This window comes from Lysinibacillus sp. JK80, assembly GCF_027557635.1.
Taxonomy (GTDB): domain Bacteria; phylum Bacillota; class Bacilli; order Bacillales_A; family Planococcaceae; genus Lysinibacillus; species Lysinibacillus capsici.
The window spans coordinates 4,095,121-4,114,659 of sequence record NZ_CP058997.1 but is presented as its reverse complement, the minus strand read 5'-3'; the positions used below and the strand labels follow the sequence as shown (position 1 = coordinate 4,114,659).

At 36.7% G+C, this 19,539-nt stretch carries 12 protein-coding genes; 6 read left to right on the top strand and 6 right to left on the bottom strand.

Features of this window, described 5'->3' with window-relative positions; genetic code table 11:
• Positions 1-223 precede the first annotated feature (223 nt).
• Genes HXV90_RS20595 through HXV90_RS20585 form a run of 3 tightly spaced genes read left to right on the top strand, consistent with a single transcriptional unit; the run spans position 224 to position 3,090 of the window.
• Entirely contained in the window at positions 224-1,303 is a 1,080-nt protein-coding gene (locus HXV90_RS20595) for a FecCD family ABC transporter permease (RefSeq protein WP_009374126.1), read from the top strand.
• A gap of 4 nt (positions 1,304-1,307) precedes the next feature.
• Positions 1,308-2,069, top strand: coding sequence for an ABC transporter ATP-binding protein (locus HXV90_RS20590; RefSeq protein ID WP_054548890.1), 762 nt, complete (start codon positions 1,308-1,310; stop codon positions 2,067-2,069).
• A 10-nt stretch (positions 2,070-2,079) separates the two neighbouring features.
• A complete protein-coding gene (locus HXV90_RS20585) occupies positions 2,080-3,090 on the top strand; it encodes an ABC transporter substrate-binding protein (protein WP_048394931.1) in 1,011 nt (336 codons plus the stop codon).
• Between the two features lie 79 nt (positions 3,091-3,169).
• Here the strand turns inward: HXV90_RS20585 and HXV90_RS20580 are convergent, their stop codons facing one another.
• From HXV90_RS20580 to HXV90_RS20565, 4 genes are all read right to left on the bottom strand, one after another.
• Positions 3,170-3,826 (bottom strand): 4'-phosphopantetheinyl transferase family protein, encoded by a 657-nt coding sequence (locus tag HXV90_RS20580; protein ID WP_269897916.1) that lies wholly within the window; start codon positions 3,824-3,826, stop codon positions 3,170-3,172.
• Positions 3,823-6,993, bottom strand: coding sequence for a non-ribosomal peptide synthetase family protein (locus HXV90_RS20575; protein WP_269897915.1), 3,171 nt, complete (start codon positions 6,991-6,993; stop codon positions 3,823-3,825). The genes HXV90_RS20580 and HXV90_RS20575 overlap by 4 nt, the downstream gene beginning before the upstream one ends.
• A 136-nt stretch (positions 6,994-7,129) precedes the next feature.
• Positions 7,130-8,878: a methyl-accepting chemotaxis protein gene (locus HXV90_RS20570; RefSeq protein ID WP_054548886.1), complete on the bottom strand. Its 1,749-nt coding sequence runs from the start codon at positions 8,876-8,878 to the stop codon at positions 7,130-7,132.
• Positions 8,879-9,402: 524 nt separating this feature from the next.
• Positions 9,403-9,861 carry a hypothetical protein gene (locus HXV90_RS20565; RefSeq protein WP_269897914.1) on the bottom strand — a complete coding sequence of 153 codons (459 nt, stop codon included), beginning with the start codon at positions 9,859-9,861 and terminating at the stop codon, positions 9,403-9,405.
• Positions 9,862-10,010: 149 nt separating this feature from the next.
• Here HXV90_RS20565 and HXV90_RS20560 point away from each other — a divergent pair, with 149 nt between their 5' ends.
• Complete coding sequence (locus HXV90_RS20560) at positions 10,011-11,348, top strand: AAA family ATPase (protein WP_269897913.1); 1,338 nt, start codon at positions 10,011-10,013, stop codon at positions 11,346-11,348.
• Positions 11,341-12,072, top strand: coding sequence for a hypothetical protein (locus tag HXV90_RS20555; protein WP_054548883.1), 732 nt, complete (start codon positions 11,341-11,343; stop codon positions 12,070-12,072). The genes HXV90_RS20560 and HXV90_RS20555 overlap by 8 nt, the downstream gene beginning before the upstream one ends.
• A gap of 43 nt (positions 12,073-12,115) precedes the next feature.
• On the opposite strand, the gene HXV90_RS20550 is transcribed toward HXV90_RS20555, so the two are convergent.
• A complete protein-coding gene (locus HXV90_RS20550; RefSeq protein ID WP_269897912.1) occupies positions 12,116-17,206 on the bottom strand; it encodes a DUF4132 domain-containing protein in 5,091 nt (1,696 codons plus the stop codon).
• A 12-nt stretch (positions 17,207-17,218) separates the two neighbouring features.
• A complete protein-coding gene (locus HXV90_RS20545; protein WP_048394944.1) occupies positions 17,219-17,638 on the bottom strand; it encodes a hypothetical protein in 420 nt (139 codons plus the stop codon).
• A gap of 605 nt (positions 17,639-18,243) precedes the next feature.
• Between HXV90_RS20545 and HXV90_RS20540 the strand changes: the two genes are divergently transcribed.
• Positions 18,244-19,416 (top strand): glycosyl hydrolase family 18 protein, encoded by a 1,173-nt coding sequence (locus HXV90_RS20540; protein WP_412758673.1) that lies wholly within the window; start codon positions 18,244-18,246, stop codon positions 19,414-19,416.
• Positions 19,417-19,539: the final 123 nt, after the last annotated feature.

The following is a 19,539-nucleotide window of genomic DNA, read 5'->3' as shown; positions in this document are numbered from 1 at the left end:
TATATAATATCCGGAATTTACAATGAGCTGTTTTAATTTCTATCGGAACAATAATTTTAGCGAATTAAAACCCGCCAGTAGTGGAATATTTATCTACTGAATGTATGCATAATCTATAATTAAAAATTTTCCTGTTGTTTTTCAATGGATTATCACTTACAATACAAAATGAAAATGATAATCGTTATCATTAACTAAAAGTTTAATAGATAGAGGTGAAATTTTGGATAGACAGGAAGCTAACAGAATAGGAATGGGCAATATTTATTATGTTATTATCTTGCTTTTAATAGTCTCTATTTTAATATCTGCCGTTTTTTCTGTATCAATAGGACAAGTCAGCATTCCTTTCAAGCAATCGATGGATATTTTGCTACATACTATATCCAATGGAAAACTTGGAACACTTGATAGTGTGGAAAGTGAATCCTATTTGAATATTATTCTACAGGTCAGAATGCCGCGTGTGGTTTTTGCCTTATTGATTGGTGTCGGTCTTGCATTGTGTGGGGCTGTCATGCAGGCAGTTGTCCAAAACCCGCTTGCTGATCCATACATACTTGGTATTTCTTCAGGAGCGTCATTAGGTGCAACCTTTGCTATTCTAGTTGGTTTTGGGAGTAGTGCATTGTTAGCACAATTTGGAGTAGCCTTTGGTGCATTTGCAGGGGCGATGATTACCTCTATGGCAGTGCTTATCTTATCCAGCATTGGAGGTAAAGCAACCTCAGTAAAATTGGTTTTATCAGGGGTTGTTATCGGTGCATTATGTAGTTCGTTTTCAAGCCTTATCATCTTTTTTGCCAATAATGCAGAGGGCATTAAAACTGTTACGTTCTGGTCTATGGGGAGTTTAGCATCTGCCAGCTGGGACAAAACACCAATTTTAACAATCGTGATTGTACTAGGAGCTGCATTATTCCTTTTCCAACATCGTGTGCTAAACACAATGCTACTTGGAGATGAATCAGCTATCACCTTAGGGATCAATTTAAGTGCTTATCGTAAATTATATATGATTCTTACCTCGCTTATTACAGGAACGATGGTCGCTTATGCAGGTATGATCGGTTTTGTTGGTTTAATTATTCCTCATATCACAAGAGGTATTTTCGGGGCAGATCACAAACGATTAATGTTAGGAACATTGCTCTTAGGAGGCCTTTTCATGATTTGGGCTGATATTCTGTCTAGAACGTTAATCCAAAATGTGGAATTACCGATTGGTATTATTACTTCTGTCATTGGGTCACCATTATTTATCTATATGATTGTAAAAAAAGGTTACAACTTCGGAGGGTAGAACAATGGAATTAGTAGCAAAGGAAATAGAAGTAAAAATCGGCAAAAAGGAAATCGTAAAAAACGTATCCATTCATGTGAATAAGCAACAATTTGTGGGCTTAATCGGACCAAACGGATGCGGAAAATCAACTTTACTGAAAAGCATTTATAAAAGCCTAGTACCTCAAAAAGGGATGGTCTTCTTAGATGATTTAGATGTTTTAAAAAGCGCCGAAAAAAAGATTTCTCAACACTTAGGTGTAGTTGGACAATTCAATGAAATGCACTTTGATTTAACGGTACAACAAATGGTGATGTTAGGTAGAACACCTCATAAAAAAATGCTAGAGTCAGATAACCAAAAGGATTTTGACATCGTAGAAGAGGCATTGACAAGAACGAACTTACAATCTTATAGAGAACGCAGTTTTCTTTCACTATCTGGTGGTGAAAAGCAAAGGGTTATTTTAGCTAGAACGATTGCCCAGCAGCCTAAATTTATGATTTTGGATGAACCAACAAATCATTTAGATATTCGTTATCAAATTGAAATACTATCCTGTGTAAAAAGTTTAAACATCGGTGTTTTAGCAGCTCTTCATGATCTAGAAATGGCAGCACATTACTGTGATTATCTTTATGCAGTAAAAGATGGTGAAATCTATGCACATGGTACACCCCAAGAAGTTTTAACACCAGAAACAATAGAAGCTTTATATCATATCAAATGTCAAACGTTTACTAATCCAGTGACGAATGGATTAGGCTTTGCATATGGACTGTAGGAGGAAAAACATGAAAAAAAAATTATTATTAGGAATTGGTTTAGCGGCTTTATTAACATTAACAGCCTGCGGTAACACATCAAAAGATACATCTAAGGAAAAACAAACAAAAGAGCATTATCCACTGACAATTGAGAACTTTACAAAGGCTGAAGGTGGATCAACATGGGAAAAGAAAGATCAAGTATTTGATAAAGCACCAGAAAGAATTATGGCAAATACACGCCCAGCTGCAGAATTATTATTACATTTAGGATTAGGCGATAAAATCGTTGGTGTTGGTGCAAACTTTGGTGCAGTTGATAAAGCTGTTGAAGAAGAGTATGCTAAGCTAAATATTTTAAGTGATGAATATGTTGGGAAAGAGGTTACATTAGGTACTGATCCTGATTTAGTATTTGGTCGTGGTGGCTTATTTGATAATGCTGAATGGGGAGTAGGGACAGTAGATTCGCTTAATGAAATGGGTGTAAAAACATATGTTTTAGAGTCATCCGTAACAGGCGGCACATATGATTCTATTTATAAAGATATAAAGAATATTGGTGAAATTTTTAATGTTCAAGACAAAGCAGATAGCTTTATTAAAGAATTAAAAGGTCGACAACAAGATATTTCCTCAAAATTAGAAAGTATTAAAGAAGAAAAAACATTTGCCTATTTGCATACAAATGATCCAAAAGAGCTTTTTGTTTATCCAGCACACGATGAAACATTCTTTAATGATGCATTTAAAATGGTTAAATTAGATAATATTTTTAAAGATGAAACAGGCGATGTAAGTGTTGAAACATTAATTGCAGCAGATCCAGATGTATTAATTCTTCCTAACTGGGACGGTTCTGATTTGACAAAAGTACGTGAAGAAATTTATGCGAATCCTAAACTATCAAGCATGAAGGCTATTAAAAATAAACAAATGTATATTGTAGATTACAATTACATGTTTGGCTATGGCTATAACACAATTGATGGAATGGAAGCATTAGCAAAAGAAATGTATCCAGACTTATTTAAATAAAACAAAAAGTGCTGTCCTAGCGGGTCGAATAAATGACACGTTAGGGCAGCGTTTTCTTAATACGGAGGAATAATTATTGTTATGGCTGTAGAAGCTGCTCTTTATTTAATATTGTGGTTATTAACTTAGAATTTTCATTGTTCCAGCAGACGGATACAGGATGCTGTGGATCGAGATAGAGTAATTGGGTAAAAAGGTCTTTCCTTGTTTTTTTTATGTTGGTGGTATCAAGCAAATATGGCGATAGGATTGGCAATAAGCCTGTTTTAAAAAGAGCCTCTTTTAAAGTCCAAAACTCATAAAAAACATGTAAAGGCTGATGAGAGACCAATTGACGCTCTGTCTCAGAAAGCGCATATATCATCATATCTTCACTCACTGGCTTTATTTCTTCAACATCAATGCCGACTCGTCCGATAGTGGTGACTGCTAACACTATCCAATCCCCAGAATGAGAGAGATTAAAATCTCCCTGCCAATGAGGGTGTCTTGCAATATAAGGGCGCCCAAATTCATTATGAGCTAGATGTAACAGAACGTCATCTATATAGGGAAGGAGTGCCCATCTAATAAGAGTGCTACCTAGCAACGCTCTTTGTTGATCTTGCCAGTGCTTGTATTGCTGAACTTTTCTTTGCACCTCAAAAGGGAGTACTTTAAGGAAAGCCTCCCGTTCTGGTGGTGCTAACTGTACTCCTAGAGGAAGTGCAAATAACTGTATAGTTTGTTTTATCATCTTATATTGACTTGTTTTGGCTCAGGAAAGTAGCCTGTATCAATGCCATATTGAATCATTCTGTAAATAAAGGCTTTATTTGGTGCCGCACATACAATCTTGGTATGAGCTAAAAATTCTATCGTTTTCTTGCAATTGAAGATAAATGGGGAGTCACTTGCTCCATCACCTTCAAGCTGCGCAATGGCTAACGATAAATATTCCTGTACATCTTTTGAATGATCACCATTTAATAGCCAATCTGTATACTCTTGTGTTGACACAATTGTTAGGTCATAACCAATTTCCTTAAGCATATCGATTAATTCTAAATAAGTAAGCGATACAGGGTTACATAAATGGAAGACATGGCCGTTGGTTGCTGGCTGGCTTGCCAAAGAAACAAGTGCCTGACTAGCATAATTGATTGGTGTGAAGTCAACATGCCATTGTGCGGTAGGTGTTTTACCTAAATAAAGCATTGATTTAATCATACGGTAAAAGGCATTGTCATCAATATTACGTTGGAATTTACCTGTTTCAGAATGACAGCTTAAATTTCCTACACGATAAATGGAGACAGGGATTGCATCCTGTACAGCGTTTCGAACAAGATTTTCTGCTTCTAGCTTACTTTGAGTATAAACATTATCAAGCTTAACATTGTAATTGAAGTTACCTTTTGCTTCATTTGGTCCCCATTGTATGGCGGCTAGCTCCTCTGGAATGCCAATTGTCGATACATAATGGAAATGCACACCTGGTTTCTGTTTGGCTATTTCAAGCAAGTAGCGAGTTCCATTCACATTGACATTATTAAAATGATCAGCTGCACCGAAGTGACGTACATCTGCACCACAATGAATGATAGCATTAATTTCTTTCATAATGATTTTTTCATCTTTATCAGATAAGTGTAGTCGTTGCTTCCCTAAGTCACCTTGGATAACAGTAATACGATCTTTCATCTGCTGAGCAATGGTATTGCCAAAATAAAATTGCATACTCTCTCTTAGTTTATCTTCAATCGTAGTTTGGGTGCTTGGTCGAATAAGGCAATATATGTGCGCAGTTGTTGTTGCTAATAGCTCATATAATACATGACTACCTAAATAACCTGTAGCACCTGTTAGTAATACCGATGTCATTGGCAAGGGCTTCACATTTTGGGAGACTTTTAGAGGACTAGGCTCCATTAAGTCCTTGAATACAATGCTTTTAGCTGGCTCGTCTTGATCTTCAATCGCTTCTGGTTGATAATGACGAATATAATGATCCAGTTCAGCAATCGTTTGATATTGGAAGAAATCCTGAATCTTTAAGAATGGTATATGTTTTTTCACTTGTACAAGAATCTCGAGCACTTTTAGCGAATGCCCTCCGATATGAAAGAAGTTATCGTGAATGCCAATTGGCTCAATACCGAGTACAAATTCCCATGCAGTAGCAAGCATACGCTGTGTATCATTTTCTGGGGCAATATATGTAGTACTGCGTGATAAAGTTAATTCCAATGAAGCTAAGTGTTTTCGATCAATTTTTCCTGTAGGGGATAATGGCATTTCTTGCAATTCAATAAATTGCTCTGGCACCATATAATCTGGTAAAAGATTTGCTAAGTAGTCCCTTAAAAGATTCTCCTCAAGCTGCATCCCACTTGCCACCGTATAGTAGGCAAATAAATGATTATTCCCATCAGCCATTTTCTTTGCAATGATCACAGCTTCCTGAATGCTCGTATGATTGCTCAATACTGTTTCGATTTCTCCAAGTTCAATACGGAAGCCTCTTACTTTAATTTGAGAGTCTTTACGTCCAACAAATTCAATGACACCAGTTGGCAATAGTCGAACTAAATCACCTGTTCGATACATTTTTTGATCTGGCTTTAAGAGATGAGGTACAAATACTTCAGCTGTTTTTTCAGGCTGATGTAAATAACCTGCTGCTAAACCAGCACCAGCAATACATAATTCTCCGATTACATTAACGGGACATAGCTGATCGTCCGTATTAATAACATACATTTCATAATTGGCGATTGGTCTACCAATAGGGATACTAGATTGCATGTCTGTTATCTGACTTTTCACCTTAAAATAGGAGGACAATACTGTACATTCAGTTGGTCCATACACATTAATAATTTCTGTAGAGAGTCCAAATTTGTCTTGCCATTTTTGAACAATGGCAGGCAATAGGGCCTCACCACCTACAGATAAATAATTTAATGTCGAAAGCTTTTTTCTATAGCTTACTGGTAAATGTGTAGCTAGCTGTGTAAAGAAAGCATTTGGAACAGTAGCGGTCGTTACTTGCTCACGGTCGATCATATCAGCAAATGCCTCAATGGACAAACGCTCTATACTTGTAAGCATATGAAGTCTTGCACCTGAAAATAAAGCAGTAAAGGTTTCTGTTATAGAAGGGTCAAAACTAAAAGAAATAAACTGGGAATAAACATCTTCTTTAGTTGAATGGTAGATTCGTTGATTATCTGTTATTAAATTAATGACAGCCTCATGCTTAAGCATGACGCCTTTTGGCTTACCTGTTGAACCAGATGTATAAATAATATAGGCTAAATCGGATGGAAGAAGTTCACATTGGATATTTTCCTGTGAATATCCTTGCTCCATTTGGTTGATTGTGAACACTGTGCGTGTTTGGGAATCATTATGTATAAAATCATTCAGTAGAGCTGTATGTTCGTTTTTCGTTATGATAAATGGAGCACCTGTATCGTTTAATAGGTACTGACAACGTTCTTTTGGATAGCTCGGATCAATGGGAACATAAACTCCACCAGCTTTCAGGATACCTAACAAACTAATGACGGTTTCTTTACTGCGTTCCATAACTATCGCTACATAGTTTCCTTTTTGTAGACCGTTGGCAACTAACATATGAGCAACTTGGTTGGATTGTTCATTTAGCTGACGGTAGGTAAGTTTTCCACCTTCATAGGATAATGCGATTCGTTCCGCAAATTTTTGTGCTGCTTGATAAAATACGTCAGGTATTGTGGTGTTTTGATCGTAGTCAGCTATTGTACGGTTTAACGTTTGATATGCGAGTAAGTCTTCTCTGTTTAATAATTGTGTACTATTGGATTGAAGTGTTTGTTGGTCAAAAGAAAGCGTATTATTCTGTGATGGGTGTACATCAAATTCTTTTTTATTATTCAATTATGACAACTCCTATTTTAGAAAAGGGCCGACACCTATGAAGGAGCGATTATCGTCATTAGGTCCACAGTAGTGAATCGATCTGTGAGAAACTAACGGACATAACTCTCCTTAATAAGGGCAGCCCTTTCATTTTTTATTTCACTACAAAGGTATTAACAACATTCATTAATTCATCAGATAGCTCGGATAATACTTGAGCTTCTTCAGAAACTCGTTGTACTGTATTCAATTGAGAGGCAGAAGTTGCTGCTACTGCTCTTGTATTGTCCTTTGAATTGACTGAAAAATCTTCCATATCTTTTACGGCAGATGTTACTTCTTCCATACCAGCTGCCATTTCTTCAATTGTTGCAGAAAGCTCTTGAATTTGCCCTGTCACATGGTGAATGGAAGTTAAAATCTGGCTAAATGATTTTTCCGAATCATTGATCATGACAATACCATGATCTACTTCTTCTACAGCGTGAACCATGATATTTACAGATTCGTTTGTATCATGCTGGATATGAGAAATAAGTGTAGAAATTTCTCTTGCAGATGCCTCAGATTGCTCTGCAAGTTTACGTACCTCATCAGCAACCACTGCAAAGCCACTACCAGCCTCCCCAGCACGTGCAGCTTCGATTGCCGCATTCAATGCAAGTAAATTGGTTTGCGAAGCAATCCCTGTAATGATTCCTACGATTTCTTCTATTTTATTAGAATGATCGCCAAGTAATTTAACAGAAGCTGCAGATTGATTAACAGCTTTGCTAATAGCATTCATTTGTGCAACAGATTTATTTGTCGATTCATTCCCTCTTTCAGCTTCCTCTGATGCTAAAATCGAGGATTCTGAAATTTGATTGGACGTCATGGCAATACGTTGAATACCAATATTCATTTCTTCAATGGTAATTGTACTTTCTTTTGCCTTTTGTACTTGAAGATCAGCGCCACTTGCAATCTCCTGCATGGAAGATGCTACATTATTATATGAATCGGAAGCTTCTTGCATATTTACAGATAAAACATTGGCTGTGTTTGAAACACGCTCAGAAACAATCGTTGTACTCTTAATAACATTTTTTAAGTTATCGATCATAGAATTAAAATTTTGTGTGAGCATTCCTACTTCGTCTGTTGAAGTAACTGGTAATGGTTCCAGCTCTAAATTACCTTCTGCGACTTTTTTAGATTGTAAGGAAAGTTGTTGAATTGGTGTTAATTTTTTTCTTAAAAGAGTGTAAACAGCAATGGATGAACCAATTAAGAAAATAACCGTTACTAATAAAGTCCATAGGGCTTCAGACATCGCTTTTCCTGTTACCATTGATACGTCATAGTCAATGGCATAAGCAGCCAGCATATTCCCATTCTCATCCAAGATTGGTGTAAGGCCTGTTTTATAGCTACCATATTCATCGCTATAAATATCTGTTGCTGTTGCTTTTTTTGTATCAAAGACTTCTTTAATTCTTGCTAGGAAATCTGGAGATAAACCCATTGCAATCATATCTTGGTTATACTCTGCCCCTAGTTCAAGTATACTAGATGATAGAACAGGTGCATTAATATTTTCACCGTTAACTGTAATTAAAAATAGATTGGTAATGCTATCTGAATTATCATTGATTGCATCCATTTCACTAGTTAATCGTAGAGCATCAGGGTTACTATTTGTAGGATTCTCTAATATCGATTTTAGTGTAGTAATATCAATGGTTTTGGCTAGGATCATGCCTTTGTCAGAAAGAGATTGATTCATGTCTGTTAAATTACTATTTCTTACTATATAATAAGAAAGACCTAAAGTAACTAATCCAAATAATAATAAAATACTCACTACTATTGCAGTTAATTTCTTACTAATAGACATTTGCTGCTTCTTGCGTGTTTTCATGCTTTTCCTCCTAATATGATATAGCAAATATTTCAAGCTAAGGACTATAAATGGATAATTTAGTCAATGTACTACACATTGAAGATGTTGATGTTATTCGTAGAAGTCCAGATGCGTGTTAACTATTATAAATGCAAAATAATCTATTTATCCCCTATCATTTAACTACTATACTGCCAAAAAAATTGATTCACAACCCAGAAAACTTACTATTTCAAGTCATGATTTCTATAAATAAACGATGATATATAGTTTTTTAGTCTATATATTTTTTAAGTTAGGTTAAATTTTTACAAAAAGCTATATATTTCCTAGTATAAAAAAGAAGTATGCTCAGATCTAACTTATTTTTAGTTGATTAAAAATTTGGCTGAAATACCAATTTCCAATTCCTTGTTAGGGCTTTTTACTTATTTTGTCATGACTTATATGTAAAGGAATTTGATGATTATTGTTATGGGAATAAAATGAAAAAAGGTTATTTCTTTATTCTTAAATAAAGAAATAACCTTTTCTAATTGTTGCTAAGGCCGCGGATTACCAAATATGCCCGGTAAAATATTAGGGAGTCCTGGTATTAATGGTGGTGGGAAACCAGGATATTGCCCCCCTGGACGTGGCGGATAAGGTTGCGGTGGATAAGGCTGTGGTGGATAAGGACGTGGCGGATAAGGTTGCGGTGGATAAGGCTGTGGTGGGTATGGACGCGGTGGATAAGGTTGAGGCGGATATGGTGGATATGGTGGGTATGGCGGCGGATAGGAACTACCAGGAGGTGTTCCTGTACCTGCAGCAGTGATTTGACTAACATCCACAGTCACTATTTGACCATTATCTAACTGAATTTCAGCAGTTCTTCCTCCAGTTCCGAATGTCCGAATTAATGTACCTGAATAAGTACCAGTAGGGAGTGTTACCCATATTTTCATACCTGGGCGAAATTGACTGTTAAAATCATCAGGGGCTAATCTAGGATAAACCAATGAAACACACCTTTCTTCATTTTTTCTAACATATGCCTATTACGATTTTTGTCATAGGCTATAGGCTATGGATGCTTAAGTTCGAATTTGTTATAAAATAAAACGATTTTCATTATAATAAGGGAAAAAGCTAAAAGGATGTTTAGCACATGGCAATTATTAAGATAAAAAAAATAAACATACAAAATTTACGAAATGTACGACAGGGTGAAATTGTTCTCGCAGTAAATTTTGAGACATTTCTACAAGCGAATGTTGTTGGCCTATATGGACAAAATGGCTCTGGAAAGACAACCATTGTAGATGCATTTAGTTTATTGAAGACACTTCTATCAGGATGGCTTGCTGAAGTGAAGTTGCCCTCTCAAAAGAAGCGACTTATATTGGCAGGAGAGCAAACAGCTAGCATGGATGTAGAATTTCTAGTTCAGAATCAATTCGGTACATTTTTTGTGAATTACTATGTGGAGCTACAGCAGGATCAACATCGACTATATACTACGTTGGAGCGCCTTACCTATCGAGAAAACACGAAAGGGAAGCGATCAAAGATTTTAGTGGCTGTGACGGAGAGGGATGTACAAATTCGTCAATCGAAACTGGATGATTTGAGTGAACAAGCACGAATTCAATTACTGGTTATTCAACAGTTAGCAAGAAAACAATATATGTCATTTCTATTCCATAAAGATATAAAGACATTATTACAGGAACGGCTTTCTGAGCTAGAAATGCAGTTGCTACAAAATATTGCTGTTGATTTTAGTCGAGACTTACATGTTGTTAATACTCAAAATATTGCCCCACTATTTGAAGAACGGATGATGCCATTCAGTATTCATTTAGAGAAAACAAGAGGTCTTATTCCTTATGATTTAAATGGACCAGCTTTATTACCAGAGGATGCATTCTATGCTTTATGTGAAGTTATTGAACAAAGTAATCAAGTGCTCTCAGCAATTATTCCTGGACTGACGATTAAAATTAATATCATTACAAAGCAAATGATGGACAGTGGCGAGCAAGGAATTCGTTTTGAATTTTTGTCTCAGCGCGGGGAGCAGGAATTACCGCTACGAACAGAGTCAGAGGGAATTTTAAAGATCATTTCTATTCTTAGTGTATTAATTGCTGTATACAATAATCCGAATGCATGCGTGGTTATTGATGAATTAGATTCAGGTGTATTTGAATATTTGTTAGGTGAGTTGTTAACAGTGATAGATGAGGATGGAAAAGGGCAACTTATTTTTACTTCCCATAATCTACGTGTGTTAGAGGTGCTAGCTATTAAAAATTTATGGTTTACGACAACAAATGAACATCACCGTTATATGCAGCTAAAAGGTATCAAAGAAGTGAATAACGCTAGAGATGTCTATTTACGTGCTATCCAGCTTGGCGGGCAAGAGGAAGAGATATATAAGGAAACTAAAACATTTAAAATAAAGCGGGCTTTTCGTAAAGCAGGTGTTCAACATGACTAAAAAAGTACTTTTGATTATTGTGGAAGGGCAGACGGAGCAAATTATTTTAGAAGATTATTTAGATGCTCATTTTGCGAACTCCACAATACGTTTTGATGTACAACGAGAAGATATCTTAACAAAGTGGGATGCGCACAAACGAATACCGAATATTAAAAACAGTGTTGTACGAGTGATTCAAAGCTATCTTGAAAAATATAAATTTTTAGCCAATGATTTAACAGCGGTTGTTCATATTACAGATGCAGATGGATGCTTTATCGCACCAGAGTGCGTCAAGGTAGATGAGCGTATCGAGCAAAACTTATTTTATACAGAGGATGCTATTTTAGTGAAGTCAGATAAACGCAAAGAACAAATAGAACAACGCAATGATATGAAGGCTAAGAATGCTAGAATTTTGATTGCCAACGACCACTTTAGCATTAACCGTATGAAAGTACCTTATCAATTATTTTATTTTTCTACGAATTTAGAACATGTCTTATGGAATGAGCGCAATGAAATCCCAACAGAAAAAATACAAAAAGCAGATAAATTTATGGACAATCTGACATGCACGATTGAGGAATATTTAAGCACCTATCTCCCAGTTAGTTCAGAGTTGTCTTATAGGGAAAAAATAAAGAAAAGTTGGTCATTTTTAATGGAAGGCTGTCATTCATTGCATCGTGGCACGAATGTACCGCTATTGTTTGAAATGATTAAAACAGATGTAAAGTAAAAACAGGTGACGAATGGAGTCACCTGTTTTTATCTAGAGTACGTTAGTGCATTTGCTCATAGCTTCGAATATGAGTTAATATAGCTGGATCTTTAATTTTTGTATCTTCACATAGTAATAAGAGCTTGGTCATGATCTCAGCCGTCCGTGGATCATCATCCACCATCGGTAAGAAAATTCGTCCACGATGCTGAGATGGGACAGCAATAATTGGGATCATGGAACCGCCTATTTGATGCACCACACCACTTCCTAAATGTAAGGAGTAACTTGCTAGCTTACCTTCTATGAGGGCATGTTGCTTTTTCACTTCCACATTGTTTAGCTTCAATAATTTAGCCAATTCTTCTACGATAATACTGCGCATTTCAACAGTAGAATGACTTGCCTCAGGGTCTACACCACCAACATGAGCTACGCTGACAACAAGATCAATATCTCGCATAACCTCAGAGAATATCGCAGCTGGAATATCATCTAAAACGATATCTTTGCCTGTTAGTCGATCATAGAAGTAAACACCTTCGATTGCAGGTGCTTCAATTTCTGCTGGCGTAAACCAATCTGCCTGTGCATACAAGGATGCCACAATATTTTCCTTATAATATACTTTACGTGGTCCTGTTTCATAGCTGATTTGCCAGCCACGTGTTTTCAACAGGGCTACTGTTTGTGAAGGATTTACTTGATGCCCTGCATAGCGCAATGAATGTTTCTGTGCTTTTTCATCAGCATTGATGAGATATAACTCACGGAACACTTGCTTAAATGGCTGTTTAATGTTGTGCTCGAACATATAGGATTGCCACTGTCTCCATTGACCGCTCTCTAGAAGATGGTAAGGATGAGCAATCTTTATAGAGGACGTAGGAGCAAGGTTCACAATGTCAGCCGATAAAAGCTGTAAACCTTCTGATGTCAGCATTCCAACGTAATTATCGCTAATAAATAGTAGTTTTTGTAACAGCGGAGCTAGAATCGGATGAGCTAATAAATGAATGAGCTCCTCGACCGAAAATACTGTTTCTAATTCCATTGCTTGCTCAAGCGCTGGGCGTGCTCGTTTATATTGCTCTTGTAAGTCTTTTCGGGCTTCCTGCAAGGTTACAATATCAGCATGCTTTTTTAATGCAGCAGGAACGTTCTTTAGACGTTTACCATCCTTTTCAACAATAATAGCTACAGAGGCATCATCCTCTATTTGTAGATGGGCTGTAATTTGCTCGATTTGTTGTGCTTTAAATAAATGCTTCATATCGTTAAAGGCAGATAACTCCATACGCCATGTGAAGCGAGTGGCTTCTCCATCCCCTGCATTGCGCGCTAAATTTTCTAGAGCGATACTTGCTGCTCGAGCCTCACTTGCGCGGCGTTGAGCACCAAATTGCTTACTTTCCTTCAAAAACTGTTGAATAAATTGATAGCGTGTCAGGGCGTCTTTGTCATCTGATTTTATGAAAGGGATAAGACCAAGTGCACGCAGTTTATCTTTATTGCGTTTATCTTGAATTTCTTGCATTAACGTTTTTGGACTGAGCTTACCGATGGCTGTATCGGCATAAAGCTGTGCCCGACGATGGTTGGCTCCTTCAGAAGCATATTTTGCAGCATCATAAACAAGTTTGAATTTCTTAGCCCCAAGTGTTTGATAGGCGCTTTGGAACCAAGCTAAATCGAATGCACCATCACGGAAATCCTCAGCAGTGATGCTAGAGAAAAGGGCAATCTGATCTTTGGCAAAGTCGGATAAAGAATCTGTGGTGTGAGCGATAAAATACCAGGCTGATTCTTTTAGTCCATCCCAGCCAATCACTTCACTTACAAGGTCTATCCAATGCTGGTTATACATCATTGCTTCAATTAATCGTTCTTTAGAAATGTCTGTTTTCTGCCAAGCTTCTTTTAATTGCTGCGCTGTTTCTTCTTTTTTGGGGTAACAGTTAGTTAGCAATCGGGAGAATACATCCTTTTTCGTTTCTGCCTGCCAAATATATCCTCTCGCAAGCTTTTCTCCGTCAAGTGCCTGTAGAATCTGTAAGAAATAATCAATACCCTCAAAATAAGAAATGCTACTAGCAAGCTTTGTTACAGCAGTAGGCGTATCACCACGTTTTAGCTCTATGGCTAAAATACGATCAATCGCTTGTTCACGAATAGCAAAGAAATCTGTTAAATCTTCAAACGATTGTTGATAGCGTTCTTGTAACTTAGTTGGCTCATTAAATATTTCTGAAGCGAGCGTGTTGGTAAATATGGCTTCAAATAAGTGATCTTGCGTAAATAAACCAACTTTCATGGCGTCTAAATATTGGAACAAAGATAAATTGTAGACGTTTGGGCTATAGCTTGCATTTTTCATACGCTTTGTTAGCTCTTCATTAACAGCTAGCATTTTGACATATTCACCATAGGTTGAGTAATCAGACCAGCATCGATCAACGAATGACTCAACGACATCTAAATCGATAATAGTAGAAGTGGAACGATAGTAATAATAACCCTTCTCTCGAACATCAAGTTGCCACTGATCAACAGGGATTTGTTTGAATAGCTGTAACATTATGCCTACTGCCTGTTCGAAGCGATTAAATTCGGGTGCATGCTTTTCGAGTAATGAAAGTGCTTCCTGATGTAGCACTGTATCACCTGAGATTTTGTCGATGTCTTGGGATAGCACTGAGAAAATCTGTTGAATTGTATCGTCATATTTCAAGGAATTAAATTGCGCAACACGTACTTTTAAATCTTTGTATTGGAAGAACGGTTTGATTAGTGTATGAGCTGCTTCGGAAAGATCATGAGCAGCAGGGTATTCTGATAGATTATGGTAAAAATTAAAATAGGCTAAGTCCTCATTACTAAATAATGCTGTCTTCATCCATTGAACAATTTCTTCGGGGATAGGATAAGCATCAAGACTAGCATGTCGTTGATTATCCGATTTAGTTGCCATTACACTATATCTTTGTCCTAATGTAGTGCTAATGGGTGTGTCATTCCATTGGTATGTTTCATATTCTAGTTCAGCATGTTGATCTAAAACCTGAATAAGCTGTTCAAGCTTAGATAATAACTTATCAACATCATATTGAAAGAATTTTTCAAAAGGTGTAGGTGCCTGTACATAAAGTGGAGCAAGCTGTTGCCAAGGCTCTACACCATTCATTTGAATGGCTCCATCCGAAATACAGCCATATTGAATAGGGGGATGTGGTGTATACAAGCCAAAGCCATTACTCTCGTTATACTCAGGGACATCCCTTGTAATTAATTGCTCTAACAAAACTTGCTCGTTTTTAGTTACTTTTGGTAATAAGGAGCATAAAGCTGTAATTTGCTCGCTTGCTAAGTTGTATTGCTTAGAGGCTACTAGTAGTAATTCAAGCCCTCCAAGTCTCTTTAACTGCTTACTATCTTTTATCAGCCTTTCAGCACTTTGTAACAGATTATTCTGTGCCTGAACTTTTAAGAGTGAAATAGCCTCTTTACGAAGTGCACCTGATTTATTAGCTAAAAGATCTTCAATTTTTGCTATTTCTTCTTCTGTTGGTGTTAGAGCATGTATTTTCTTTAACGCAAGAGAACGATTGATGGAACTGCGATCCCGTAATGAATTAAATAAAAATTCACGTTGACCTTCTGTGACAGGGTCAAGACAATAAATATTCAGTAGGCCGATTCTGCTAGATGGTGAGTAAGAATCTGCATGCTCAATAATTCGTTGGAATAATGCCTCGTCTTGTACATGATGGGCTAAAATAATTTGTGTTGAAATTAAATCTTCTAATGACAAATGGACATGGACAAAGGATAGAGGTTTACCTGTAATGTTAAGTCCATCTTTCGTAATTTCATTTTTTGCCCACTCAAGCTGTTCAAATAAAAGGTATTCAATCCCTTGTAACTGTGTGTTTTCTTGCATGAAGGTTTGAAGGATTTGCGCCCATTCATTGTCTCTTGCATACTCACTATTAATATGGTGATTAGCATAAAGAAAATTGCCCCATGCAAAGGCAAACAACTCGATATCTTTTGTTGATAAGATTAAATCCTTTACAAATGGCGCAGTGAAGGAAATTTTCGATAAGTTTTTCAAAAAGGCAAGCGTTGTAAGTTGGATATGCTTGTCACGCTTTAAGAGTATTGTTACAAGGTCATTTAACTTCGTATAGTCCTTTGTAGCAGTAGCCCATAATACAACATAAATATCAATTGTACGTTCACTTTTTAACAATTGCTCAACAAAGCTGTCTTCTTCGATTGCTTGGATGGCTAATGCAAGAACTTCCTCTGTTATTTTTTGATTTTCGAAACTATTATAGCCAAGTCCCATCCAAGTATCGACTGCTCGAATTACAGAGGAGAAGCGTGTTAGGCGATGTTCCTGAATAAGCTTCATCATGTTGAGTTGTGCATCAAGATTGCCATGGTCAATATTTTCTACTATTGCCTGTCGTAAACCTTCTTGTCGTGCAGCTGCTAATAAGAGTTTGCCAAGTGCATCATGCATCCGATGATTACTTGATTTAAAAATACCTCGAATGAATGGATGGCCGAAAAAGCTACTTTGATGTTCATCAAATAAAATACCTTCTACTGCTTCTTCAATTGACGGGTTTTCTAATGATAGTTCTTCAGCAAGCAACTGCTCAAAGACATTAAAACCCATTACTTTTGTATTTTCATTCTTTAAGACATAGGAGCTATAGTTTGGATAGGTTCCATGCTCATATTGACGATGATTCGTTAACAACTCCTGCAAAGTAATTTCCTCAAATGTCAGCATTTCTTCTATTAACTGTAAACATTGAAACAGATGGTCTTGCACTGGTTGAGAAGAACGAAAAGATCGACGTAAAACACCTCTTTGGAACATTGTAGCATCAAAGCGTAATGCTAGTTTCTTGATCTTAAGTGCACGTTCTTGTGAAGAAAACATGGTAAGCACTTCAAATAATGGTCCACTAAATAGTTCTTCAAGTGATGAATATTGCCGAGCAGCTATAAGCGTTTCAATGTCATAATCTCTATTATCCATGTATTTTAACAATGCAGCTGCTAAAGGCTGTATTGCTATAGGTGCAGAATCAACTATACTTTGAAAATGTATTTTTTGTTCATGTGAAAGTGTCATATAAATCCCTCCTTACCAAATTCGTCCTGCAAGCATAGTAAGTTTAATAAATGTAAAGACATCGTCTTCCTGTATGTTTAATGGTGTAGAAAGAGAATCTAAAGATTCTTCATTATGAAGGACTAAAAACAGCTCGTCCTGAAAGGCTTGAAGCATTGTGGAAATAGCTTGATCCACTGACTGTACAGTATCCTTTTTCTTTTCTCCAAAATGTACTTTGCCATATTGAGCAGCTTCTTCTAGTTGCTGATCCGATAAATAAACATGAAGTGGTGTATCTACCATTTTCTCATTAAATTGTTGAACCTGCTGTGTAACAAGCTGAACAAGTAAATCTTGTAACGTTATGACAGGCTCTTCAATTGAAAATGAAATTTTTTCAAGTTTACGAGACTTCTTACCGATTACTTTTTGCTGGTAAAATAAACGCAATCTAACACCTCCTTACAATAATTTCATTATACAAGAGTGAGAACAGGGAAAAGAATAAGTCATATGACGCTAGTTGCGTAAAAAAATTTGGGAAAAGTGTTATCAAAAGTAGCCTGCTACAACTGATTTGTAGGGTAGAAAGTGGGTAAAAATTTACTGAAGATTATGCGGAAAATAGAACATTTGTACGATTATTGTTATCAAGATAAGTATCATTTTACGTTTTTTTATTCTAATAACGGTGAAGAAGCAGAATATATTACTCAGGTAACTTTTTAGACATACGTATTTAAAAGAAAATTCTTTCATGAAATCTCGTAAACGAAGATTATTCTCATTAGTATTAAATAGGTGACATAATACAGCCTACTATTTATTTGCTATAAAATAGTGGTGTACTTTTGTGGAGTTGTTAAGAGACATCTTTTCATCTCTGATTTCATAAGCTTTATAGGTATGATTTTATAAAGCTAGAAGGAGGCAAAATCATTCAAATACACGTTGTACGGGCTGGCGAGTCTTTATGGGGAATTGCACAGGCGTATGGGGCTACGGTTCAGAGCATTATAGATGCCAATCAAATTCCAGAGCCAAATCGTTTAGTTGTGGGGCAAGCTCTTGTAATCCCGATTGTCGGAAGCTTTTATTATGTACAGCCAGGTGATAGCCTATGGTCAATTGGCCAACGTTTCGGTATTAATTATGTAACACTTGCACAAGTAAATGGCATTAATCCAAATCAACCATTAGCAGTTGGAACGAGATTATATATCCCACAGCCACCAAAAACAAGGGCAGAAACATTAGCCTATTTAGAGCCGAGAGGAACATCAGTTAGTGAAGCACTCTTGAATCAAGCGAGGGAAGCGGGTCCTAATTTAACATATTTAGCTTTATTTAGCTATGAGGCTAGGCGTGATGGTACTTTACAGAAGCCACCAAGCCAAGGTGTGACACAAATTGCAAATGATACGGGAGCATCAATGGCAATGGTTATTTCTAATTTGGAGAATTTTAGTTTTAGTGGTGAATTAGCGAGAGATATTTTTCAAAGTACAGCTGTTCAAGATTTATTATTTGATAATATTCTTGCAGAAGCAAAGCGACTTGGGGATGTTAAAGATATCCACTTTGACTTCGAAAATTTGCCAGCAGATCAACGACAAGCCTATAACAATTTTTTAAGAAGAGCTGTAGAAAAATTTCACGCTCAAGGATATACAGTGTCTACAGCATTAGCTCCTAAAACAAGTGATAGTGAACGAGGACCATGGACAGCGGCACATGATTATAGAGCACATGGGGAAATCGTGGACTTTGTTTTACTCATGACTTATGAATGGGGATATTCAGCTGGCCCACCAATGGCCGTTTCACCTCTCCCAGAGGTAGAAGCAGTTGTAAAATATGCGGTGAGTGAAATACCTGCAAGCAAAATTATGTTAGGGCAAAATTTATATGGCTACGATTGGACGTTACCTTTTGTTCAGGGGGGACCGTATGCAGAAGCGCTTAGTCCACAGCGAGCCATTGAAATTGCTAAACGTTATAATGCAGCAATTCAATATGATTGGAGAGCCCAAGCACCATTTTTTGAATACTATGATGAGCAAGGTAGGGCGCATATGGTGTGGTTTGAAGATGCTAGATCTATTCAAGCTAAATTCAATCTCATTAAACAATATAACCTTCGTGGTATTGGTTATTGGAAATTAGGACTACCATTCCCTCAGAACTGGGTGTTAATTGGTGCCAATTTTGATGTGGTAAAGAAATGAGAAAATGAAGAAAAAAGGACGGATTGCCCAATGTATTTTCTTCGAAGAGGAAATTATCTGTAAAATTCATTTCTAATTATGGGTAAATATATTATAATTATGGTAAATAGTATTTTAGGAGGT

What these genes read in the sequence shown, in the direction of transcription:
- HXV90_RS20590 (WP_054548890.1), top strand. Translation starts at nt 1,308, where the DNA reads ATGGAATTAGTAGCAAAGGAAATAGAAGTAAAAATCGGCAAAAAGGAA.
- HXV90_RS20585 (WP_048394931.1), top strand. Translation starts at nt 2,080, where the DNA reads ATGAAAAAAAAATTATTATTAGGAATTGGTTTAGCGGCTTTATTAACA.
- HXV90_RS20580 (WP_269897916.1), bottom strand. Translation starts at nt 3,826, where the DNA reads ATGATAAAACAAACTATACAGTTATTTGCACTTCCTCTAGGAGTACAG.
- HXV90_RS20570 (WP_054548886.1), bottom strand. Translation starts at nt 8,878, where the DNA reads ATGAAAACACGCAAGAAGCAGCAAATGTCTATTAGTAAGAAATTAACT.
- HXV90_RS20560 (WP_269897913.1), top strand. Translation starts at nt 10,011, where the DNA reads ATGGCAATTATTAAGATAAAAAAAATAAACATACAAAATTTACGAAAT.
- HXV90_RS20555 (WP_054548883.1), top strand. Translation starts at nt 11,341, where the DNA reads ATGACTAAAAAAGTACTTTTGATTATTGTGGAAGGGCAGACGGAGCAA.
- HXV90_RS20550 (WP_269897912.1), bottom strand. Translation starts at nt 17,206, where the DNA reads ATGACACTTTCACATGAACAAAAAATACATTTTCAAAGTATAGTTGAT.